18 protein-coding genes are annotated in these 19816 nt (G+C 33.8%); 15 read left to right on the top strand and 3 right to left on the bottom strand.

What is annotated here, in order from left to right; all coding sequences use genetic code 11:
- Positions 1 to 22 precede the first annotated feature (22 nt).
- The 3 genes from IEU88_RS12820 to IEU88_RS12810 are packed head-to-tail and all read left to right on the top strand — an operon-like array spanning position 23 to position 2873.
- Positions 23 to 1324, top strand: a complete 1302-nt coding sequence (locus tag IEU88_RS12820) for a pyrimidine-nucleoside phosphorylase (RefSeq protein ID WP_103372838.1) — start codon at positions 23 to 25, stop codon at positions 1322 to 1324.
- 11 nt (positions 1325 to 1335) lie between these two features.
- On the top strand, positions 1336 to 2523 hold the full coding sequence (gene deoB, locus IEU88_RS12815) for a phosphopentomutase (protein WP_096808758.1): 1188 nt from the start codon (positions 1336 to 1338) through the stop codon (positions 2521 to 2523).
- Positions 2520 to 2873, top strand: a complete 354-nt coding sequence (locus IEU88_RS12810; RefSeq protein ID WP_096808759.1) for a DoxX family protein — start codon at positions 2520 to 2522, stop codon at positions 2871 to 2873. The genes deoB and IEU88_RS12810 overlap by 4 nt, the downstream gene beginning before the upstream one ends.
- A gap of 134 nt (positions 2874 to 3007) precedes the next feature.
- Here the strand turns inward: IEU88_RS12810 and IEU88_RS12805 are convergent, their stop codons facing one another.
- The gene (locus tag IEU88_RS12805) at positions 3008 to 3478 is read right to left on the bottom strand and encodes an S-ribosylhomocysteine lyase (RefSeq protein WP_096808760.1); all 471 of its coding nucleotides are present in this window, start codon (positions 3476 to 3478) and stop codon (positions 3008 to 3010) included.
- A 253-nt stretch (positions 3479 to 3731) separates the two neighbouring features.
- Between IEU88_RS12805 and IEU88_RS12800 the strand changes: the two genes are divergently transcribed.
- The 3 genes from IEU88_RS12800 (at position 3732) to IEU88_RS12790 (ending at position 6938) form a co-directional block, all read left to right on the top strand.
- Complete coding sequence (locus tag IEU88_RS12800; protein WP_103373480.1) at positions 3732 to 4916, top strand: M20 family metallopeptidase; 1185 nt, start codon at positions 3732 to 3734, stop codon at positions 4914 to 4916.
- Positions 4913 to 6106, top strand: coding sequence for an L-aspartate--L-methionine ligase LdmS (ldmS, locus tag IEU88_RS12795; RefSeq protein WP_103373481.1), 1194 nt, complete (start codon positions 4913 to 4915; stop codon positions 6104 to 6106). Before IEU88_RS12800 ends, ldmS begins: the two co-directional genes overlap by 4 nt.
- Before the next feature lie 166 nt (positions 6107 to 6272).
- Positions 6273 to 6938, top strand: a complete 666-nt coding sequence (locus IEU88_RS12790; protein ID WP_103373367.1) for a DUF2750 domain-containing protein — start codon at positions 6273 to 6275, stop codon at positions 6936 to 6938.
- Positions 6939 to 7077: 139 nt separating this feature from the next.
- Here IEU88_RS12790 and coaW read toward each other — a convergent pair whose 3' ends face one another.
- The gene (coaW, locus tag IEU88_RS12785) at positions 7078 to 7875 is read right to left on the bottom strand and encodes a type II pantothenate kinase (protein WP_096808763.1); all 798 of its coding nucleotides are present in this window, start codon (positions 7873 to 7875) and stop codon (positions 7078 to 7080) included.
- A gap of 515 nt (positions 7876 to 8390) precedes the next feature.
- On the opposite strand from coaW, the gene IEU88_RS12780 reads away from it, so the two are divergent.
- The 3 genes from IEU88_RS12780 (at position 8391) to pyrG (ending at position 11863) form a co-directional block, all read left to right on the top strand.
- On the top strand, positions 8391 to 9254 hold the full coding sequence (locus IEU88_RS12780) for a GNAT family N-acetyltransferase (RefSeq protein WP_107644387.1): 864 nt from the start codon (positions 8391 to 8393) through the stop codon (positions 9252 to 9254).
- A 115-nt stretch (positions 9255 to 9369) separates the two neighbouring features.
- Positions 9370 to 9927, top strand: a complete 558-nt coding sequence (gene rpoE / locus IEU88_RS12775) for a DNA-directed RNA polymerase subunit delta (RefSeq protein WP_103373671.1) — start codon at positions 9370 to 9372, stop codon at positions 9925 to 9927.
- A 325-nt stretch (positions 9928 to 10252) separates the two neighbouring features.
- Positions 10253 to 11863, top strand: a complete 1611-nt coding sequence (gene pyrG, locus IEU88_RS12770; RefSeq protein ID WP_096808766.1) for a CTP synthase — start codon at positions 10253 to 10255, stop codon at positions 11861 to 11863.
- Positions 11864 to 12144: 281 nt separating this feature from the next.
- On the opposite strand, the gene IEU88_RS12765 is transcribed toward pyrG, so the two are convergent.
- Positions 12145 to 12666 carry a DUF2529 family protein gene (locus tag IEU88_RS12765; RefSeq protein WP_103373673.1) on the bottom strand — a complete coding sequence of 174 codons (522 nt, stop codon included), beginning with the start codon at positions 12664 to 12666 and terminating at the stop codon, positions 12145 to 12147.
- 213 nt (positions 12667 to 12879) lie between these two features.
- On the opposite strand from IEU88_RS12765, the gene fdaB reads away from it, so the two are divergent.
- The 6 genes from fdaB to IEU88_RS12735 all read left to right on the top strand — a co-directional run bounded on the left by fdaB (position 12880) and on the right by IEU88_RS12735 (position 19697).
- Positions 12880 to 13740, top strand: a complete 861-nt coding sequence (gene fdaB, locus IEU88_RS12760; protein ID WP_096808768.1) for a class IIb fructose-bisphosphate aldolase FdaB — start codon at positions 12880 to 12882, stop codon at positions 13738 to 13740.
- 457 nt (positions 13741 to 14197) lie between these two features.
- Positions 14198 to 15457, top strand: coding sequence for a UDP-N-acetylglucosamine 1-carboxyvinyltransferase (murA, locus tag IEU88_RS12755; RefSeq protein WP_096808769.1), 1260 nt, complete (start codon positions 14198 to 14200; stop codon positions 15455 to 15457).
- Between the two features lie 90 nt (positions 15458 to 15547).
- Complete coding sequence (locus IEU88_RS12750) at positions 15548 to 15868, top strand: winged helix-turn-helix transcriptional regulator (RefSeq protein ID WP_096808770.1); 321 nt, start codon at positions 15548 to 15550, stop codon at positions 15866 to 15868.
- A 404-nt stretch (positions 15869 to 16272) separates the two neighbouring features.
- The gene (locus IEU88_RS12745) at positions 16273 to 17703 is read left to right on the top strand and encodes an aldehyde dehydrogenase family protein (RefSeq protein WP_096808771.1); all 1431 of its coding nucleotides are present in this window, start codon (positions 16273 to 16275) and stop codon (positions 17701 to 17703) included.
- 288 nt (positions 17704 to 17991) lie between these two features.
- The gene (gene rho, locus IEU88_RS12740) at positions 17992 to 19308 is read left to right on the top strand and encodes a transcription termination factor Rho (protein ID WP_096808772.1); all 1317 of its coding nucleotides are present in this window, start codon (positions 17992 to 17994) and stop codon (positions 19306 to 19308) included.
- A 131-nt stretch (positions 19309 to 19439) separates the two neighbouring features.
- Entirely contained in the window at positions 19440 to 19697 is a 258-nt protein-coding gene (locus IEU88_RS12735; protein ID WP_096808773.1) for a type B 50S ribosomal protein L31, read from the top strand.
- Positions 19698 to 19816 lie beyond the last annotated feature (119 nt).

Genomic DNA, 19816 nt, shown 5'->3' with positions numbered 1-19816 from the left:
TTTTTGGGGGAGGCCAACTCATATGAGAATGGTAGATATTATTGAAAAAAAACGTGATGGTCAAGCATTAGATAAAGACGAAATTGAATTTTTTATTAATGGTTATACCAACGGTGAGATTCCAGACTATCAAGCGTCGAGTTTAGCAATGGCAATTTATTTCCAAGATATGAATGATGATGAGAGAGCGGCACTTACAATGGCAATGGTCAACTCAGGTGACGTTATTGATTTATCAGCGATTAATGGTATGAAAGTAGATAAACATTCAACAGGTGGCGTAGGCGACACAACAACACTCGTATTAGCACCATTAGTTGCTTCTGTTGGTGTGCCAGTAGCTAAGATGAGTGGTAGAGGCTTAGGCCACACCGGGGGCACAATTGATAAATTAGAATCTGTAAAAGGATTTCACGTTGAAATTAGTGAAGATAAATTTGTGAAATTAGTAAATGAATCTAAAGTAGCTGTTATTGGACAAACTGGTAATTTAACGCCAGCTGATAAGAAACTTTATGGATTACGTGATGTTACTGGAACTGTTAATTCAATTCCACTAATTGCTTCTTCAATTATGAGTAAAAAAATAGCTGCTGGAGCAGACGCTATCGTATTAGATGTTAAGACAGGCAATGGCGCTTTTATGAAAACATTAGAAGATGCTGAGGCATTAGCCCGAGCAATGGTGAATATTGGCAATAATGTTGGTAGAAACACGATGGCCATTATCTCAGATATGGGACAACCATTAGGTAACGCCATTGGAAATGCTTTAGAAGTCAAAGAAGCCATTGAAACTTTACAAGGTAAAGGGCCAAAAGACCTTACAGAATTAGTGATGACATTAGGTTCACAAATGGTCGTTGTAGGTGGTAAAGCTAAGGATTTAGATGAAGCTCGCCTACTATTAGAAAAGGCAATCAATGACGGTTCAGCTTTAGAGGCTTTCCGTACATTTTTAGAAAATCAAGATGGAGATGGTTCAGTAGTCGACGATGTTAATCGATTACCACAAGCACGTTTCCAAATTGATTTACCATCGCAAAAATCAGGTACTGTAACTGAAATTATTGCAAATGAAATTGGCGTTGCATCGATGATGTTAGGCGCCGGTAGACAAACAAAAGAAGATGATATCGATTTAAGTGTTGGTATCGTCTTGAATAAAAAAGTAGGAGATTTTGTTAGTGAAGGTGAATCTTTATTAACGATTCACAGTAACTGTGAACAAATTGATGAAGTTAAAGCAAAATTAAATCAAAGTATTACGATAAGTTCACATGGAGAAATTCCTACGTTGATTCATAAAATAATTACTGAATAGGAGATGGAACGATGACTATACCATTTAAAAGGGTGCATTTAATTGTCATGGATTCAGTGGGTATAGGAGAAGGCCCAGATGCTAAAGCATTTGACGATGAAGGCAGCCACACGTTGAAACATACGCTCGAAGGTTTTGGCCAAACGCTACCTAATTTACAGCGATTAGGGTTAGGTAATATTGCACCCTTACCTGTTATTGAACAGGTAGCTAAACCTGGTGCGTTTTATACTAAGATGAGTGAAGCTTCCGTTGGTAAGGACACTATGACCGGTCATTGGGAAATTATGGGATTAAATATTATGCAACCCTTTAAAGTTTATCCTAATGGTTTTCCAAATGAACTAATCAACGAAATTGAAACAATGACAGGTCGTAAAGTAGTAGCTAATAGACCTGCTTCAGGTACACAAATTATTGATGAGTGGGGAGAGCACCAAATGAAGACGGGTGATTTAATTGTTTATACATCAGCAGACCCAGTGCTTCAAATTGCTGCTCACGAAGATATTATCCCACTAGAAGAATTATATGATATTTGTGAGAAAATTAGAGAATTGACAAAAGACCCTAAATATCTAATTGGTCGAATTATTGCTCGTCCATATGTTGGCGAGCCGGGTGATTTCACAAGAACATCTAATCGACATGATTATGCTTTAAAGCCATTCGGTAAAACGGTAATGAATGAATTAAAAGACAAGGATTATGATGTGATTGCTTTAGGAAAAATTAATGATATTTACGATGGAGAAGGCGTAACTGAAGCCATTCGTACTAAAGATAATATGGATGGTATGGATAAATTGGTTGAAACGGTACAACGAGATTTTACAGGCTTAAGTTTCTTGAATTTAGTAGATTTTGATGCGTTATATGGTCACCGTCGTGATAAAGATGGGTACGCGCAAGCTATTAAAGATTTTGATGATCGTTTGCCAGAACTTATCGATCATCTGCAAGAAGATGATTTAGTTATCATTACTGCAGATCATGGTAATGACCCAACAGCTACAGGAACAGACCATACAAGAGAATATATTCCAGTACTTATGTTTAGCCCTAAAATAACGAAATATCATGAACTATCTATGGATGATACATTCAGTTCAATTGGCGCGACAATTGCAGATAATTTTGGCGTTAAACTGCCAGAATTCGGAAGAAGTTATTTAAAAGAAATGGGTGTTGATAAATGAAACGTTTAATGAGAACCATTTTAGGTATAATATTTAGTACTGCTGGCGTATTACATTTTTGTCATGAGTCTAATTTCAGAAAGATCGTACCTGAATATTTACCATTTAGAAAATCTGCAGTCTTAATAACAGGTGTTTTTGAAATTGTTTTTGGCATAGTATTAATAGTTAAACAACCTACACGTGGCTTTAAGAAACTTATTAATAGCTTTTTATTAGCAGTACTGCCTGCTAACATTTATATGGCTAGAAAAAATATAGCGCTAGGTGATAAACAATTACCTACATGGTTATTATATAGTCGCGTCCCGCTACAATTTGTATTAATAAAAATGATTAATAAATTATAAAAAAGATAGAAATAATTACGTAGAATAACCATTTTGCTTTAGTTATCTATTACAAATAAAAAAGAAAGGCTAAGATATCATACCTTAGCCTTTCTTTTTTATTATTGTTAATTTCCATTTAACGTGATTATCGTTTATTGGCCTTTACCGTATATATCGTTCCACTGATTTTTTTTATCTAAAAAGACTTGTGCAATTGTTTTAGCGCCTTCTAATGAATGACTAGCAGCCCACCCACATTGGACTTCATTACATGCTGGTACTTCTGTAGCCGTTAACACATCTTGAATTGTATTTTCAATGATATTTAACACATCATCATAATCATTATGGTTGATGAATGATACATAAAAACCAGTTTGACAACCCATTGGACTGATATCAACTACTTTATCTGAATGGTTTCTAATATTTTCAGCCATTAAATGCTCAAGTGAATGTAAACCAGGCATATCCATATGCTCTTTATTAGGTTGTTTAAAACGGATGTCATATTTATGAATAACATCTCCATTAGCACCTTCCATTTTACCTGCAAGTCTAACAAATGGTGCCACTACAATTGTATGATCTAAATTAAAACTTTCAACGTTCATTTTTGGCATATGATATCCTCCTAAAATTAATTATTAATGTAATTGTAACAAGAGCGGGTGGTATTTACAATTTCTATAAATTATAAAGATAAAGATAATACTATTATTTTTGAAATTCAAAAAAATAATGACAGAATTAAATAAACCCGATAAAATGAGTAATAATTAAAATATATTTTGCACATCTGTTATTGATGATGTATCGTTCAAAAACATAATTAATAGATAATACAATGAACTTGAATACAGGGGGATATTGAAAATGAGACATGAACAAACAGTGTTAGATTATATAGAAAATGAAAAATTAACATATGTAGAAATGAGCCATCAAATTCATCAAAGACCTGAATTAGGAAATGAAGAAATATTTGCTTCAAGAACATTAATTGAAGATTTAACAAAACATGGCTTTGAAGTTGAAACGAATATTGCAGGTCATGCGACTGGTTTCATCGCTCGTTATGATTCAGGATTAACTGGCCCAACAATTGGGTTTTTAGCTGAATATGATGCTTTACCTGGTCTAGGTCACGCATGTGGTCATAATATTATTGGAACAGCGAGTGTTTTAGCAGGCGTTGGATTGAAACAGGTAATTAACAAACTTGGTGGAGAAATTATCATCCTTGGCTGTCCTGCTGAAGAAGGTGGTGTCAATGGTAGCGCTAAAGCCTCCTATGTAAAAGAAGGTATTATTGATGAATTAGATGTCGCGCTCATGGTACACCCCGGCAATGAAACTTATAGGACAATCAATACTTTGGCGGTAGATGTTTTAGATATTAAATTTTATGGTAGAAGTACACATGCTTCTGAAAATGCTGAAGAAGCTAGAAATGCTTTAGATGCCATGATATCTTACTTTAATGGTGTGGCTCAATTGAGGCAACATATTAAAAAAAGCCAAAAAGTTCATGGTGTTATTTTAGATGGCGGGAAAGCAGCAAATATTATTCCAGATTATACACATGCTCGTTTTTACACACGAGCAACATCTCGTAAAGAATTAGATGTATTAACAGAAAGGGTAGGCCAAATTGCAAAAGGCGCTGCGATTCAAACTGGATGTGATTATGAATTTGGTCCTATTCAAAACGGCGTAAATGAATTTATAAAATCTTCAAAATTGGATGATTTATTTGTTAAGTACGCAACAAAAGTAGGAGAAGCAGTTATTGACGATGATTTTGGTTATGGTTCTACAGATACTGGAAATGTAAGTCATATTGTCCCAACCATTCACCCTCATATTAAAATTGGTTCTAGAAACTTAGTAGGCCACACGCACCGTTTCAGAGAAGCAGCAGGTAATAAACATGGTGACCAAGCTTTAATCAGAGGAGCAAAAATCCTTGCATTAATGGGATTAGAATTAATAGAAAATAAGTCAGTATTTAACGCGATTATTGAGGAGCACCATTATACAAAGGGGTACAAAAAATGAAAAAACTAAGCATGCAACACCCTAAATTAACACTTAGTGATATATATAACAATGACGTAGTATATACTGCTAGACCATCTTATGTTTCAAATCCATGGTTAAACCCAGAAGAACACCAATCCAATTTTTTAACAGGTAGAGAGCTTATTATCGCTGATCAAATACCTGTTATAGTGCATGAAGCGAATGTTACAGATAAATTGAAAATTTTATTTGATACAATCGGCAAAACGATGCCTACAAATATTTATACTTTTTATGACCAACAAAGTTACGAGCAAACGATAAATAAATTAGCTAAGCAAGACCGTAAACGCATTTATTTTCAATATATCCATAACGAATCGATTTTAGAGCAAAAATATTATGCTATAGATAAAGATGTCTTTGTAGCTTTAAATAATAAAGCACGCATACCAGAATGGACAAACCATAAATATTTACCCGCACGTGATGTTGTGAATATTTGCGATTTTGAAGATGCAGTATCACATTGGCGATTCCCTTTTGTCGTGAAGCCGGGCGATGATTTGCCGACAGCTGGGGGTTATGGGGTTATGATTTGTTATAATGAGTCAGATTTAACTAAAGCTAAATCTCGAATCGCAGAAGCACAGGAAGAAACACATACATTGATTATTGAACAAAAAATAGAAGAAATAGCCAACTATTGTGTGCAATTTGCATATGAAAAAGATGAAGGCATTCGTTATATTGGAACTTCAGAGCAATTAACAGATGAATACGGACATTATAACGGCAACGAAAATGTACATGATGTGCCTGAATCCATTATTCAAGCTGGAAGAGAAATTATGGAAATTGGCGTATCCAAAGGTTTTATTGGAATTGCAGGATTTGATTTATTGTTAGATAAAAATGGAGATATTTTTGCGATTGATTTAAATTTTAGACAAAATGGTTCTACCAGCATGTTGTTGTTAGAGCCAGTCATACAAGATGGATACCAAAAGTTTTATAGTTATATCGCACCAGATAATAATGAACATTTTTTTAATACAATTTTAAAGTATGTGAAAAATAATCATTTATTTCCATTAGCTTATTATGATGGAGACTGGTATGAAAACGGGCATGTGTCTTCAAGATGCGCTTGTATTTGGCATGGGAAGGACAAAAAAGAAGTAGCTTGTTTAGAGCAACAATTTTTAAATGAATTAAAAGTCTAATAAGTGAAAAATTACAAATGATGTTTGATTATTGTAGAAATCTGAGTATATTTATTGGATGCTTTAAAATTTCGAAGTGAATTGTGTGGCGTTAATTGACTCTAGCAATAGACTCATTTATATTCTAAATATGGTTAAATAATATAAATGAATTGAAGGTGTAATTATGTCTTATAAAGCAAGTTCATTTTTTCAAGATATACTAGTAAATGAATTTTTTTATGTAGCAACAAAATCAAAACAACTCATTAGACATGAAGTATTAGGAAAGGAAATTATCTGTGTTTGGACAAATAAAGAAACAGCTGAGACTTTCTTAACTAAACATGACACCGATTATGACCAAATTAAAAAAATTGATATTGATCGTTTTGTAACATATGAAATAGACGATGTGTTCGAAGAAGGTGAGGAAGTATTGATGGATCCTTCCTCACAAACTGATGGAGATTTAGTTAATATTGTTGAAGCAACGAATGAATTAATGTCAGATTTGGATGAAATTCGGTTAAAAGAATTTGTAATGGATGTTGCTAAAGAAGATGCTGTATTCGGTCTCTCTAATAAAGAGGCTAAGCAATTTATAATGATCAGTGATGATGAACACCAAAAACCGCACATCATGCCGGTGTGGAGTATCCGAAATAGGGCTGAAAAAGTAAGAAATGAAGATTTTGAAGAATGCGATATTATCGAAGTAGAAGGCGAAGTATTTGCAGAATGGTTAGATATTTTGAGAGATGATGACAAAGCAGTAGCTGTTGATTTGAAACCGGGCGTAGTAGGCACTGTAGTATCAGCGCAAAAAATGTTAGATCAATTACCGTTTTAGTCGAGAAATATATGAAGTGATGGATCTAGTTACTAGTTATAAATATGCAGCATATTTAAGACAGTAACTGTTCCTATTTTTTACCATGAAATAAGTATTGAATCCATTTCAGCGTACTTATTTCATGGTAATAATTGTTTTAAAGATGTATTGCGCCTAACGCACCAGAAAATGCCCCGTGTTCAATATAATAGGGTTTAAAACCACGTAATACAGTGTAATCTTCAACAACTTCTTTTAGTAAGTCATTATTATGGAATGAAGACCCAATGTAAGCTACATTTTCAGTTTGATATTCTCTTGCGACTGTAATAGACATCGTAGTAATGACTTCACCTACAACTCCAATCAATGATGCTAATTTATCAGCGTTAGAGAAGCTTTTATCTAAGTTATGTAATACATGGCCAAAATTTGCAGCAGTTAAATCACCTGAAATAGGTGGTTCACTATCTTTATAAATGTGTTTTACTTTTAAATCAATGAATTCACGATCGCCTTTTTGGGCTGTGTCTGTTAATTGTTTATAGTCTTTCAGTCCAGTCAGCAAGTAACCAAGGCCTTGTATCATTCCGCCGCCTGCGCCTACACCGCCGACACGTTGTTGTTTTTTACCGTCTGAAAAATGAAGTGATGTGCCCGTCCCTACATTGGTAAATATATAATTGTCTAATTGGTGTCCTTGCTCCTCTAATAAAATTTCAAGTCCATTTGCAGCAGCATCAAACTCTACAAAAATCCGAGATGGGCACGTTAACCTATCTCTTATAGTACCAGCTTGTCCTCCTGTTAAACTAATACTTTCACACACTTGTCGGTCTAACCACTCGATGACTTCATTAATTTCAGTGGTTAATCTGGTAGAATATTCACGTTTTCCATCATAATCTTGGACAATTTTTATGAGCGTTCCACCGGCATCAATGCCTATTTTCATCTATTTATCCTCCTAAAATATTTACGTTATAACTTATATTATAATAAAATTTAGGAAAATCAAATATAGAGAATTGGAAAGGGATAATTTGAACGATGTCTAGCCTTTTTATTAGAATAGCAAGATAAACAAAGCATACTTTTTACAAAAACGTATTTGGTAGTACAAAGGAAAAAACTATATTCTAAACGGCTAGTAGATGGTAATAACCTCACAAATTAACGTCCCGGGCGTATAAATGTAAATGCGTCATGATACGCATAGTATCATGATTAACGTTCGACGGTTTGTCTCCTTAAAAAAATGTATAATTCATAAAGTAAGGTCAAGTATGGTGATATTCCTAAAGCATTCTAAAATGATGGGCATGATGAAGTGAAAAGTAACCTGGAGTAAATTGGAATGTGAACTGTTTTTTGAACTATTAGTAATTTGAAATATTCATATTTCGATTATTTTAAATCAAATGTGGTATTAATAACTAATTAACAAGTTAAAATAATAGGGGATAAGATATGTTTATTAAAGAATCGTTTGAAAATATTACGATACAAGTATTTGAAAATAAGTATAAAACTGCATTACATCATTTTAAATTAAGTGAGCGGCAACAAATATACTCCTCGTTACCTAAAGATGTACTCGACGATGCGCTCAGTGATAAAGATAGAATAGCTAATATTGCATTAAATGAAGATGGAGAAGTAGTAGGCTTCTTTGTGCTACATCAATATTATCAACACGAGGGTTATGACACACCCAAACAAGTCATATATGTGCGATCTTTATCTGTAAATGAACGTTTCCAAGGATATGGGTATGGTACAAAAATGATGATGCATTTACCACAATACGTACAAAAGTTATTTCCGAGTTTTAATCATTTGTATTTAGTCGTAGATGCTGAAAATAAAGGCGCATGGAATGTATACGAACGGGCAGGCTTTATGCATACTGCTACAAAAGAAGAAGGACCTATTGGTAAGGAACGTTTATATTATTTAGATTTAGATTCGAAGCATGTATCTTCATTAAAATTAAAACCTAATGATAACGAATCACCTTTCGAAACGCATCATATGATTGATATGATTAAGGATGGCAGTAAAGTTGGTTTTATTGCAATCGAGCAACATCAGCAACGAATTAATATAAATTCTATTGAAGTGAATAAAGGTGAGAGACATAACGGTATTGCTGAAAGTGCATTAAGACAACTGCCAACCTATATTCGAAAAAAATTTGTAGGTGCGCAATTTGTTACGATAACGCTGTACGGGGAACGTAATGAATTAAAACCGTTATGTATAAACAGTAACTTTGTTGAAATTGAAAGCGGCGAAGATTTTGCTGTATTTGAAAAATATATAAATTATTAAATGCGTTTGCGAAATCAAGGATTGTCATTTATAATTTACTTTTGTTATTATTACTTAAGATGAACAGTACTGATTTGGATAAATGCATAAATGCCTCTGAAAGGAAGAATAAATAATGAGAATTCAAGATTACACAAAAGAAATGGTTGATGAGAAATCATTTATCGATATGGCCTATACGTTATTACTTGAAAAAGGCGATACAATGAATTTATATGATATCATAGATGAATTTAAAGCGCTTGGTCATTACGAAGATAATGAGATTGAAAATAGAATCGTACAATTCTATACTGATTTGAATACAGATGGTCGTTTCTTAAATGTTGGGGAAAATATTTGGGGACTACGTGACTGGTATTCAGTAGCAGACATTGAAGAAAAAATAGCGCCAACGATTCAAAAATTCGATATTTTAGAAGAAGAAGATGAAGAAGATAAAACATTGAAATTACTTGGCGAAGATGATGCAGACGAAGATGATGATATCCCGACAGCGACGGATGACCAAGAAACTTTAGAAGATCCAGAAGACCCAGATGAAGAAGAAGTTGACGAAGAAATTCCTGAGAATGAAATCGTGATCGACGAAGAAGAGGAAGAAGAGGAAGATTTAGAAGAAGAAGAGGAATATGAAGAAAATGAAGATGACGAAGAAGAGGAAGAAAAATAATTCATTATCTACTAATATTCATTTGACTTTTCCCGTGAAAATGATAAAATTTTATTCGGGCTCCTTAAATTAGGACGACGTGTATAAATGTTATACGCTCCCCCTTACAAATACTGTGAGAGGGAGCGATTTTTTTATTTGAATTACTATATAAAGTTTATAAAATATTAATTTATGACGCTATTTTCCGGGGTTATGCTTTTATCATATGAACAATAGGAAATAGGCGTTTACATAAATGATAATTACTTCAATGTTTAATAGTACATGCCATATATTTTGTTGGTATTGAATGAATTACTGTTTTAATAATAGGAGGCAGAAAATGACAAAATTTATTTTTGTAACTGGTGGAGTTGTATCTTCACTAGGTAAAGGTATCACAGCAGCATCTTTAGGACGTTTATTAAAAGATAGAGGATTAAAAGTTACAATCCAAAAATTTGATCCATATTTAAATGTTGATCCTGGCACTATGAGTCCATATCAACACGGTGAAGTTTTTGTGACAGATGATGGTGCAGAAACAGATTTAGATTTAGGTCACTATGAAAGATTTATCGACATTAATTTAAATAAATATTCAAACGTTACTGCTGGTAAAGTTTATTCGCACGTCTTGAAAAAAGAGCGTCGCGGTGATTATCTGGGAGGCACAGTCCAAGTTATCCCACATATTACCAACGAAATTAAAGAACGTTTGCTTTTAGCAGGCGAAAGTACAAATGCTGATGTAGTTATTACTGAAATAGGCGGTACAACGGGTGATATAGAATCATTACCATTTATCGAAGCAATTAGACAAATACGTAGTGATTTAGGACGCGAAAATGTAATGTACGTACATTGTACACTTTTACCATTTATTAAAGCTGCTGGTGAAATGAAAACGAAGCCTACACAACATAGCGTTAAAGAACTTCGTGGGTTAGGTATTCAACCAGACCTAATTGTAGTACGTACAGAATATGAATTAACACAAGATTTAAAAGATAAAATTGCATTGTTCTGCGATATTAATAAAGAAAGTGTAATTGAATGTCGTGACGCAGAATCATTATATGAAATACCGCTACAACTGAGCCAACAGGATATGGATGATATTGTAATCCGTCGTTTAGAGCTAAATCCAAAATATGATACGCAATTAGATGAATGGCAATACTTATTAGATACAGTGAATAGTTTAGATGGTAAAATAACGATTGGTTTAGTAGGGAAATATGTAAGTTTACAAGACGCATATTTATCAGTAGTCGAATCACTTAAACACGCGGGTTATCCATTTAAAAAAGATATTGATGTGAGATGGATTGACTCAAGTGAAGTTACTGATGACAATGTTAAAGAGGTACTTAGCGATGTTGATGGTATTTTAGTGCCTGGTGGCTTTGGTTTCAGAGCAAGTGAAGGTAAAATATCAGCTATTAAATATGCTAGAGAAAACAATGTACCGTACTTCGGCATTTGTTTAGGCATGCAACTTGCTACAGTAGAATTTGCAAGAAATGTAATTGGTTTAGATAATGCGCATTCTGCAGAACTAGATCCATCAACGCCACATCCTATTATTGATTTATTACCAGAACAAAAAGATATTGAAGATTTAGGAGGCACGTTAAGATTAGGGCTATATCCTTGTCATATTAAAGAGAACACATTAGCACATAAAATTTATGATGAAGTAGATATAGAAGAAAGACATCGTCATCGTTATGAATTCAATAATGAATATAGAGATCAACTAGAAGAAAATGGCATGGTTTTCTCAGGTACAAGCCCAGATGGACGATTAATTGAAATGGTAGAAATTCCGAAAAATGATTTCTTTGTTGCTTGCCAATTTCACCCAGAATTCTTATCAAGACCGAATAGACCACAGCCTATTTTTAAAGCGTTTATTGAAGCGTCATTAAAGTATCAACAAACAAAATAAAGATATTAACATGATAATAGCAAAGTTATGAGTGCTTTCGAAACGTAGCGTAGATATAATTACGTTGACCTCTTATAATTATCACTAACTTTGCCAAAAAACTTCATGATTTAATATTCATGAAGTTTCGAATGCGGCTAATTACTATTACTGGCATTTATGATTTTAGTGTAACAAACTTAAAAAGCGCATCTTCATTTTTGAAATGAAGGTGCGCTTTTTATATTTGGACAATTTGTAGAGGTTAAAGTGTAGTATATGTAAAAAATCGTTTTATTATTCTAAAGATCTAGATCTCTAACCATTTCAATCATTTGTGTATATATATCATAATAAATATAGCTAAAAGCAATTGGATGAGGCGTAACAATTTTATCGTAATCCTCAGTATACACAATCGGTCTCGGTGTGCTTAAATTGATGAAATGAAATAGATGGTCTTGAAAGATTTCTGTTTTGGGTTTATTACAAATTAAGACAAAATCAACATCACAATCAATTAAAGTTTCAACATCTCTTTTTAATTGTTCTGTATAATAAGGCGAAAACAATAAAACTCTATCAGTAGTATCAATATCTTTAAATGTGTTGATTGAAGCTAGCGGGGCGCTAGACTTGAGTTTTTCATTACTATTTAGGACATAATCTTCAAAAAAATTTAAATCTTCATACCCTTTAACATATACAGTACCCTCACCTCCGATTGCTTGAATTAAACATTGCGCAGCCATTTGAACGTCTAACGCTTGGGCTTCGATGCGATTAAAAACGCCGTTTAATTGTGTATTTAAAATTTTAGACATGTATGTACCTCCGTTCTATTCACTCATTGTAATTAATGGTAAAAAATATTGCAATTTTATATAAAAAAAGAAATTTAAAGGGTAATTTAAAAGGAATAAAATAAAAAAATAAATTAAAAACGCTTACAATTGAATAGAAGAATGCAAAATGCTTGTGGTTTTGATATAATTAGATTGTAAAAATATGTGCAAATGCACTAAGGAGGAACTTTCATGCCTTTAGTTTCAATGAAAGAAATGTTAATCGATGCGAAAGAAAATGGTTATGCGGTTGGTCAATACAACTTAAATAACTTGGAATTTACACAAGCTATATTAGAAGCTTCACAAGAAGAAAACGCTCCAGTTATTTTAGGAGTTTCTGAAGGTGCTGCGCGTTATATGGGTGGATTCTACACAGTAGTTAAAATGGTTGAAGGATTAATGCACGATAAAGCAATTACAATTCCAGTTGCAATCCACTTAGACCATGGTTCAAGTTTTGATAAATGTAAAGAAGCGATTGATGCTGGATTTACTTCAGTTATGATCGATGCTTCACACGAACCATTCGAAGACAACATAGCAACTACTTCAAAAGTTGTTGAATATGCTCACGAACATGGTGTGTCAGTAGAAGCTGAACTAGGCACTGTAGGCGGACAAGAAGATGATGTGATTGCTGAAGGCGTTATCTACGCAGATCCTAAAGAGTGTCAAGAACTTGTTGAAAGAACTGGTATCGATACTTTAGCCCCAGCATTAGGCTCAGTTCACGGACCGTATAAAGGTGAACCGAAATTAGGATTTAAAGAAATGGAAGAAATCGGTGCTTCAACTGGTTTACCATTAGTATTGCACGGTGGTACTGGTATCCCAACAAAAGATATTCAAAAAGCGATTCCATTCGGAACTGCGAAAATCAATGTCAATACAGAAAACCAAATTGCTTCTGCTAAAGCAGTACGTGAAGCTTTAGATAAAGATAAAGAAATGTACGATCCTCGTAAATATTTAGGGCCAGCACGTGAAGCAATTAAAGCGACAGTAATTGGTAAAATTAAAGAATTTGGCACTTCAAATAGAGCTAAATAATATTATTATTTTAAAGTGGAGTAGTGCAGAAATCCACTTTATCTAATATCATTTCATTGTTCCATTAAGGCATTAATAATTGGAAGGAAAATCCTGTTACACCGGTGTTTTCAATCCAGTAGCTACTGCCAATTTAACGAATAAGCCTGAGACAAAAAGTAATGTCTCAGGCTTATTTATTTATGTTATAATTTATTAGCATGTATTGATTAACTGTAAGTCTGAACATAAGTTATTTACATAGTATTTAAATAAAACATACAAATAGGATTTAACCTTTAATAAACTGGGAATAAAAATAGTATTACCAAATATATATAAGTGAAGTAATACATAATATTAATTTAAAAAGATTTTGTTTCATAGGTGTGTTTTGCAAACTATAAATTTTTAATTTATAATGCAAATAATGTAACAAAATTGAAATATTGATTGAAAGGTAAAGGAGATCAAGCGAATGGCTCAAGAAGTGATAAAAATCAGAGGTGGTCAAACACTTAAAGGTGAAGTTAATAATCATGGCGCAAAAAACAGTGCCGTGGCTATAATCCCTGCAGCAATATTGGCAGAAGAAAAAGTAACGATAGAAGGTCTTCCACAGATTTCAGATGTAGAAACGCTAGTGAGTTTATTGGGCGATTTAAATATAAAAACCAATTTAAACGGAATGACGCTAGAAGTGAATCCAAATGAAATTAAAAATGCCCCCTTGCCAAATAATAAAGTAGAATCATTGCGCGCTTCATATTATATGATGGGCGCGATGCTAGGCAGATTTAAAAAATGCGTCATTGGTTTGCCAGGCGGTTGTCCTTTAGGTCCAAGACCAATCGACCAACACATTAAAGGATTTAAAGCATTGGGTGCACGCATTGATGAATCTAGTGAAACATCTATGAAGATTGAAGCTGACCGCTTAATAGGTGCTAATATATTTTTAGACATTGTAAGTGTAGGCGCTACTATAAATATCATGCTAGCAGCAGTTCGTGCAGAAGGACAAACAGTAATTGAAAACGCAGCGAAAGAGCCCGAAGTAGTTGACGTGGCTAACTTTTTAACAAGTTTAGGTGCTAATATTAAAGGTGCAGGTACAAGTACAATCAAAATCAAAGGTGTAGACCAACTTCATGGGTCTCATCATCAAGTCATTCCAGATAGAATTGAAGCTGGTACTTATATGTGTATAGCGGCTGCTTGTGGAGAAGACATTGCGATTAACAATATTATTCCTACTCATGTTGAGCCATTAACCGTTAAATTAAAGGAGCTTGGTGTAGACATCCAAGTTGGGGAAGACAGCGCGATTATCAAGAGAAACGCCCCGTACTTAAGCGTTGATATCAAGACGTTGGTGTACCCTGGATTTGCTACAGACTTACAACAACCAATTACACCATTGTTGTTTATGGCTGATGGTGTTTCATTTGTAACTGAAACAATTTATCCAGCGCGTTTTAAACACGTTGACGAATTGAGAAATATGGGCGCTAACATTTCATCCGATAACGGTACTGCAACAATAAAACCATCTAAATTAACTGGCGCAGAAGTATATGCAAGTGATTTGCGTGCTGGTGCTTGCCTTATAGTAGCTGGTCTATTAGCAGAAGGGGTTACTACAATTTATAACGTAAAACATATTTATCGTGGTTATACAAATATAGTTGAAACATTAAAATCACTTGGCGCAGACATTTGGACTGAAAAAATTTAATACATGTGGTATACTAAATATACTGATTTTTTGTAGGTTGTGATTTCCGTTTTCTATTATGAAAAATATAAATGATATGAGGTGATGACCATGGAGGTTTGCCCTTATCTCGAAGAAACCTTTAAAATTGTAGGTAGAAGTTGGAACGGTCTTATAATAAATTACTTATCTAGATGTACAGAAAAATCTGCTCATTTTTCTGATATGAAGCGTGATTTGAAAACAATCACGCCTCGCGCGCTAAGTATAAAATTAACAGATTTATGTGAATGGGGCCTTGTAGAGAAAAAAATTATTTCTACGAGCCCGATGAACATTTTATACCAACTTACAGATAAAGGTGATGCCTTAGCAACGGCATTGGTCCCTATGGAAAAGTGGGCGCAAGAATATATTGAATTAGAGAGTTAAATGATATTGATTTTTTGGATTGATTTCTTAATCAATGTATTATTTCAAAACATACTTTATATTTCGTTTATTTTAATAGAACCTGAGGTATTAATTAATATCTCAGGTTCTTCTTATGGCATTGCTGATTGCCTATTGGAAAAATATACTTGTGATTCATTTTATAAAATAGCTTTTTAATTATAAGAACTTTAGCGAGATAGAAATTTTTTAACATTTGGACCTCTGTTCTGCTTCTTTAGTGAGAAATTATATGTTTTTCCTATCGTCTATAGAAGTGTTATAAAAGAGGAGAAAGCGCATAATAACAACGTTTGTAAAGCGCCGACGTGAGCAAATATGTTTAAAAATGTGAAATCTCGGTTACAATATAATTATCAACACAGTTAAGGAGTGAATCATTGATGAGAAATTTCACTAAACAGTATATCAACGGTGAATGGGTTGAAAGTACAAGTGGAGAAACAATTGAAGTAATCAACCCTGCAACAGAAGAAGTAACAGGTATTATTGCGAAAGGTAATAAAGAAGATGTTGATAAAGCAGTAGATGCTGCTGAAAATGTATATTTTGAATTTAGACACAGTTCAGTTCAAGAAAGAAAAGAATTATTAGATAAAATTGTTCAAGAATATAAAAATAGAAAAGAAGATATTATTGAAGCGATTACGGATGAATTAGGTTCTCCGTTAAAAGTTTCAGAAAATGTCCATTATCAAATGGGATTAGATCATTTCCAAGCTGCACGTGATGCATTGGATAATTTTGAATTTGAAGAGCGCCGTGGGGATGATTTAGTTGTTAAAGAAGCTATTGGTGTTGCAGGTTTAATCACACCATGGAATTTCCCAACAAACCAAACTTCTCTTAAATTGTCTGCAGCATTAGCAGCAGGCAGTCCTGTAGTATTAAAACCGTCAGAAGAGACGCCATTTGCAGCGATTATTTTAGCAGAAATATTTGATAAAGCCGGCGTTCCAAAAGGAGTATTCAACTTAGTAAATGGTGATGGCCAAGGTGTTGGTAATCCACTAAGTGAACATCCAAAAGTAAGAATGATGTCATTTACTGGTTCTGGCCCTACAGGTGCTAGCATCATGAGAAAAGCAGCAGAAGATTTCAAAAAAGTGTCGCTAGAGTTAGGTGGTAAATCACCATATATTATCTTGGATGATGCTGATATTGACGGTGCAGCGAGTGCAGCTACTGGTAAAGTAGTAACCAATACAGGTCAAGTTTGTACAGCAGGCACAAGAACATTAGTACCAGAAAGTATTAAAGAAGAATTTTTAACAGCTGTAAAAGAAAAATTCAGCCAAGTTAAAGTAGGCGACCCACGTGCAGAAGGTACGCAAGTTGGCCCGATTATTAGTAAAAAACAATTTGACCAAGTTCAATCATATATTGATAAAGGTGTAGAAGAAGGCGCAGAATTATTCTATGGTGGCCCTGGTAAACCTGAAGGGTTGGATAAAGGATATTTCGCACGTCCAACGATCTTTAATAACGTGGATAATGATATGACAATCGCGCGAGAAGAAATTTTTGGACCTGTAATGTCAATTATCACTTATAATGATGTGGACGAAGCCATCAAAATCGCAAATGATACAGAATATGGGCTAGCGTCATACGTATATGGTAAAGATAAAGACACATTACACAAGGTAGCGCGTTCGATTGAAGCAGGTACAGTTGAAATTAACGAAGCTGGACGTAAACCAGACTTACCATTCGGCGGTTATAAACAATCAGGTTTAGGACGCGAATGGGGAGACTATGGTATAGAAGAGTTCTTAGAAGTTAAATCTATTGCTGGTTATTACAAAGCATAGTTTAATAAAATAAAGTTAAAATGTTTAAGTTAAAAGTCTAGTTTAAAGGGCAGCCAAACGATATAATTGGTTGCCCTTATTTTAATATTATGGAGCTTTGAACCATCATTTGACACATGGTATGGTTATGTACTGTTTTAACAGTGTGTTAGCTTCAGAGCTATTTTTATAAATTTCAAAAAGTGAAATACATTTTGTAATTAAATAAGAAATTTGCTATAGTAATAAAAGTAAGTAGCGTAGCTCTCTATGTTATTTAAAACTTTTTTATGAAATGGGTGCAAGATAATGCCTGATAAAGTACGGACATCACCTCAGTACGAATCGTTCCACGAGCTATACAAAAATTACACTACTAAAGATCTTACTCAAAAGGCAAAATCACTTAAATTAACAAATTATAGTAAATTAAATAAAAAAGAATTAGTTCTTGCTATTATGGAAGCCCAAATGGAAAAAGACGGAAACTATTATATGGAGGGTATCTTAGACGATATTCAACAAGATGGTTATGGTTTTTTAAGAACTGTCAATTATTCAAAGGGTGAAAAAGATATTTATATATCAGCTAGTCAAATACGTCGCTTTGAAATTAAACGTGGCGATAAAGTTACTGGTAAAGTCAGAAAACCTAAGGATAATGAGAAATATTATGGTTTACTGCAAGTTGATTTTGTCAATGATGAGAATGCAGAGGAAGTTAAAAAAAGACCACATTTCCAAGCGTTAACACCATTATATCCAGAAGAGCGTATCAAGTTAGAAACAACAAAAACAAATTATTCTACGCGTATAATGGATTTGATTACGCCTATTGGTTTGGGACAACGAGGTTTGATTGTTGCACCTCCAAAAGCGGGGAAAACGTCATTACTAAAAGAAATTGCTAATGCTGTAGCAACAAATAAACCTGATGCAGAACTGTTTGTATTACTTGTAGGTGAACGACCAGAAGAGGTAACAGATATAGAACGTTCTGTTGAATCAGCAGAAGTTGTGCATTCAACATTTGATGAACCGCCACAACATCATGTTAAAGTAGCGGAATTATTATTAGAGCGTGCAAAACGTTTAGTAGAAATTGGTAAAGACGTCATTATTTTGATGGATTCTATTACTAGACTTGCACGTGCATATAATTTAGTTATGCCACCAAGCGGGCGTACGTTATCCGGTGGTTTGGATCCAGCTTCATTGCATAAACCGAAAGCTTTTTTTGGTGCTGCAAGAAATATTGAAGCTGGCGGAAGTATGACTATATTAGCCACAGCATTAGTAGATACTGGTTCGCGTATGGATGACATGATATATGAAGAATTTAAAGGGACAGGTAACATGGAATTACACCTTGACCGTAAATTAGCTGAACGTCGTGTCTTTCCAGCTATTGATATCGGTAGAAGTTCAACTCGTAAGGAAGAGTTGCTAATTTCACCAAAAGATCTAGAATCGCTTTGGCAGCTACGTAATATGTTTACTGATTCAATTGATTTTACTGAAAGATTTGTAAGAAAGCTAAAACGAACAAAAACAAATCAAGAATTTTTCGAACAGTTACAAGAAGCGGCTAAAGAAAGTACTAAAACTGGTAAACCAATTATTTAATGTGAGTTATGGTTTAAATATATGATTTAGGGTTGCGTTTTAGTTTTATAGCAATTATAATTATCAAGTATTGGGTAAAAACTCACAAAAAACTCTGTTCCAGATGGTTCAGGGCAAAGGAGCTGAAAAACATGCAACAAAATATTCATCCTGAATACCACAAAGTTATCTTTTTAGATACAACTACTGATTTTAAATTTTTAAGTGGTTCAACACAATCTTCATCTGAAACTATGGAATGGGAAGATGGAAATGAATACCCAGTTATTCGTTTAGATATTTCGTCTGATTCACATCCATTCTACACAGGACGTCAAAAATTCGCTGCTGCGGATGGACGTGTGGAACGTTTCAACAAGAAATTCGGATTCAAATCAAGCAACGAATAATTGTTGTAATAAGGCATTCTCATTTTATGAGAATGCTTTTTTATTTAATATAAGATATAGGCTATTTTAAAATTTTATGTGGCTAAGCGTTTAGAAATAAGATTACATACAAAATTACA

It is taken from the genome of Staphylococcus nepalensis, assembly GCF_014635045.1.
Classification (GTDB): Bacteria; Bacillota; Bacilli; order Staphylococcales; family Staphylococcaceae; genus Staphylococcus; species Staphylococcus nepalensis.
This window is presented reverse-complemented; position numbering and strand designations above follow the sequence as displayed.

Excerpts from the sequence above, each read along its gene's own strand:
- IEU88_RS12735 (WP_096808773.1), top strand. The coding sequence starts at position 19,440 with ATGCAACAAAATATTCATCCTGAATACCACAAAGTTATCTTTTTAGAT.
- IEU88_RS12820 (WP_103372838.1), top strand. The coding sequence starts at position 23 with ATGAGAATGGTAGATATTATTGAAAAAAAACGTGATGGTCAAGCATTA.
- IEU88_RS12780 (WP_107644387.1), top strand. The coding sequence starts at position 8,391 with ATGTTTATTAAAGAATCGTTTGAAAATATTACGATACAAGTATTTGAA.
- IEU88_RS12750 (WP_096808770.1), top strand. The coding sequence starts at position 15,548 with ATGGAGGTTTGCCCTTATCTCGAAGAAACCTTTAAAATTGTAGGTAGA.
- deoB (WP_096808758.1), top strand. The coding sequence starts at position 1,336 with ATGACTATACCATTTAAAAGGGTGCATTTAATTGTCATGGATTCAGTG.
- IEU88_RS12805 (WP_096808760.1), bottom strand. The coding sequence starts at position 3,478 with ATGCCAAAAATGAACGTTGAAAGTTTTAATTTAGATCATACAATTGTA.
- coaW (WP_096808763.1), bottom strand. The coding sequence starts at position 7,875 with ATGAAAATAGGCATTGATGCCGGTGGAACGCTCATAAAAATTGTCCAA.
- IEU88_RS12790 (WP_103373367.1), top strand. The coding sequence starts at position 6,273 with ATGTCTTATAAAGCAAGTTCATTTTTTCAAGATATACTAGTAAATGAA.
- ldmS (WP_103373481.1), top strand. The coding sequence starts at position 4,913 with ATGAAAAAACTAAGCATGCAACACCCTAAATTAACACTTAGTGATATA.
- rpoE (WP_103373671.1), top strand. The coding sequence starts at position 9,370 with ATGAGAATTCAAGATTACACAAAAGAAATGGTTGATGAGAAATCATTT.
- fdaB (WP_096808768.1), top strand. The coding sequence starts at position 12,880 with ATGCCTTTAGTTTCAATGAAAGAAATGTTAATCGATGCGAAAGAAAAT.
- pyrG (WP_096808766.1), top strand. The coding sequence starts at position 10,253 with ATGACAAAATTTATTTTTGTAACTGGTGGAGTTGTATCTTCACTAGGT.
- IEU88_RS12810 (WP_096808759.1), top strand. The coding sequence starts at position 2,520 with ATGAAACGTTTAATGAGAACCATTTTAGGTATAATATTTAGTACTGCT.
- murA (WP_096808769.1), top strand. The coding sequence starts at position 14,198 with ATGGCTCAAGAAGTGATAAAAATCAGAGGTGGTCAAACACTTAAAGGT.
- IEU88_RS12745 (WP_096808771.1), top strand. The coding sequence starts at position 16,273 with ATGAGAAATTTCACTAAACAGTATATCAACGGTGAATGGGTTGAAAGT.
- IEU88_RS12800 (WP_103373480.1), top strand. The coding sequence starts at position 3,732 with ATGAGACATGAACAAACAGTGTTAGATTATATAGAAAATGAAAAATTA.
- rho (WP_096808772.1), top strand. The coding sequence starts at position 17,992 with ATGCCTGATAAAGTACGGACATCACCTCAGTACGAATCGTTCCACGAG.
- IEU88_RS12765 (WP_103373673.1), bottom strand. The coding sequence starts at position 12,666 with ATGTCTAAAATTTTAAATACACAATTAAACGGCGTTTTTAATCGCATC.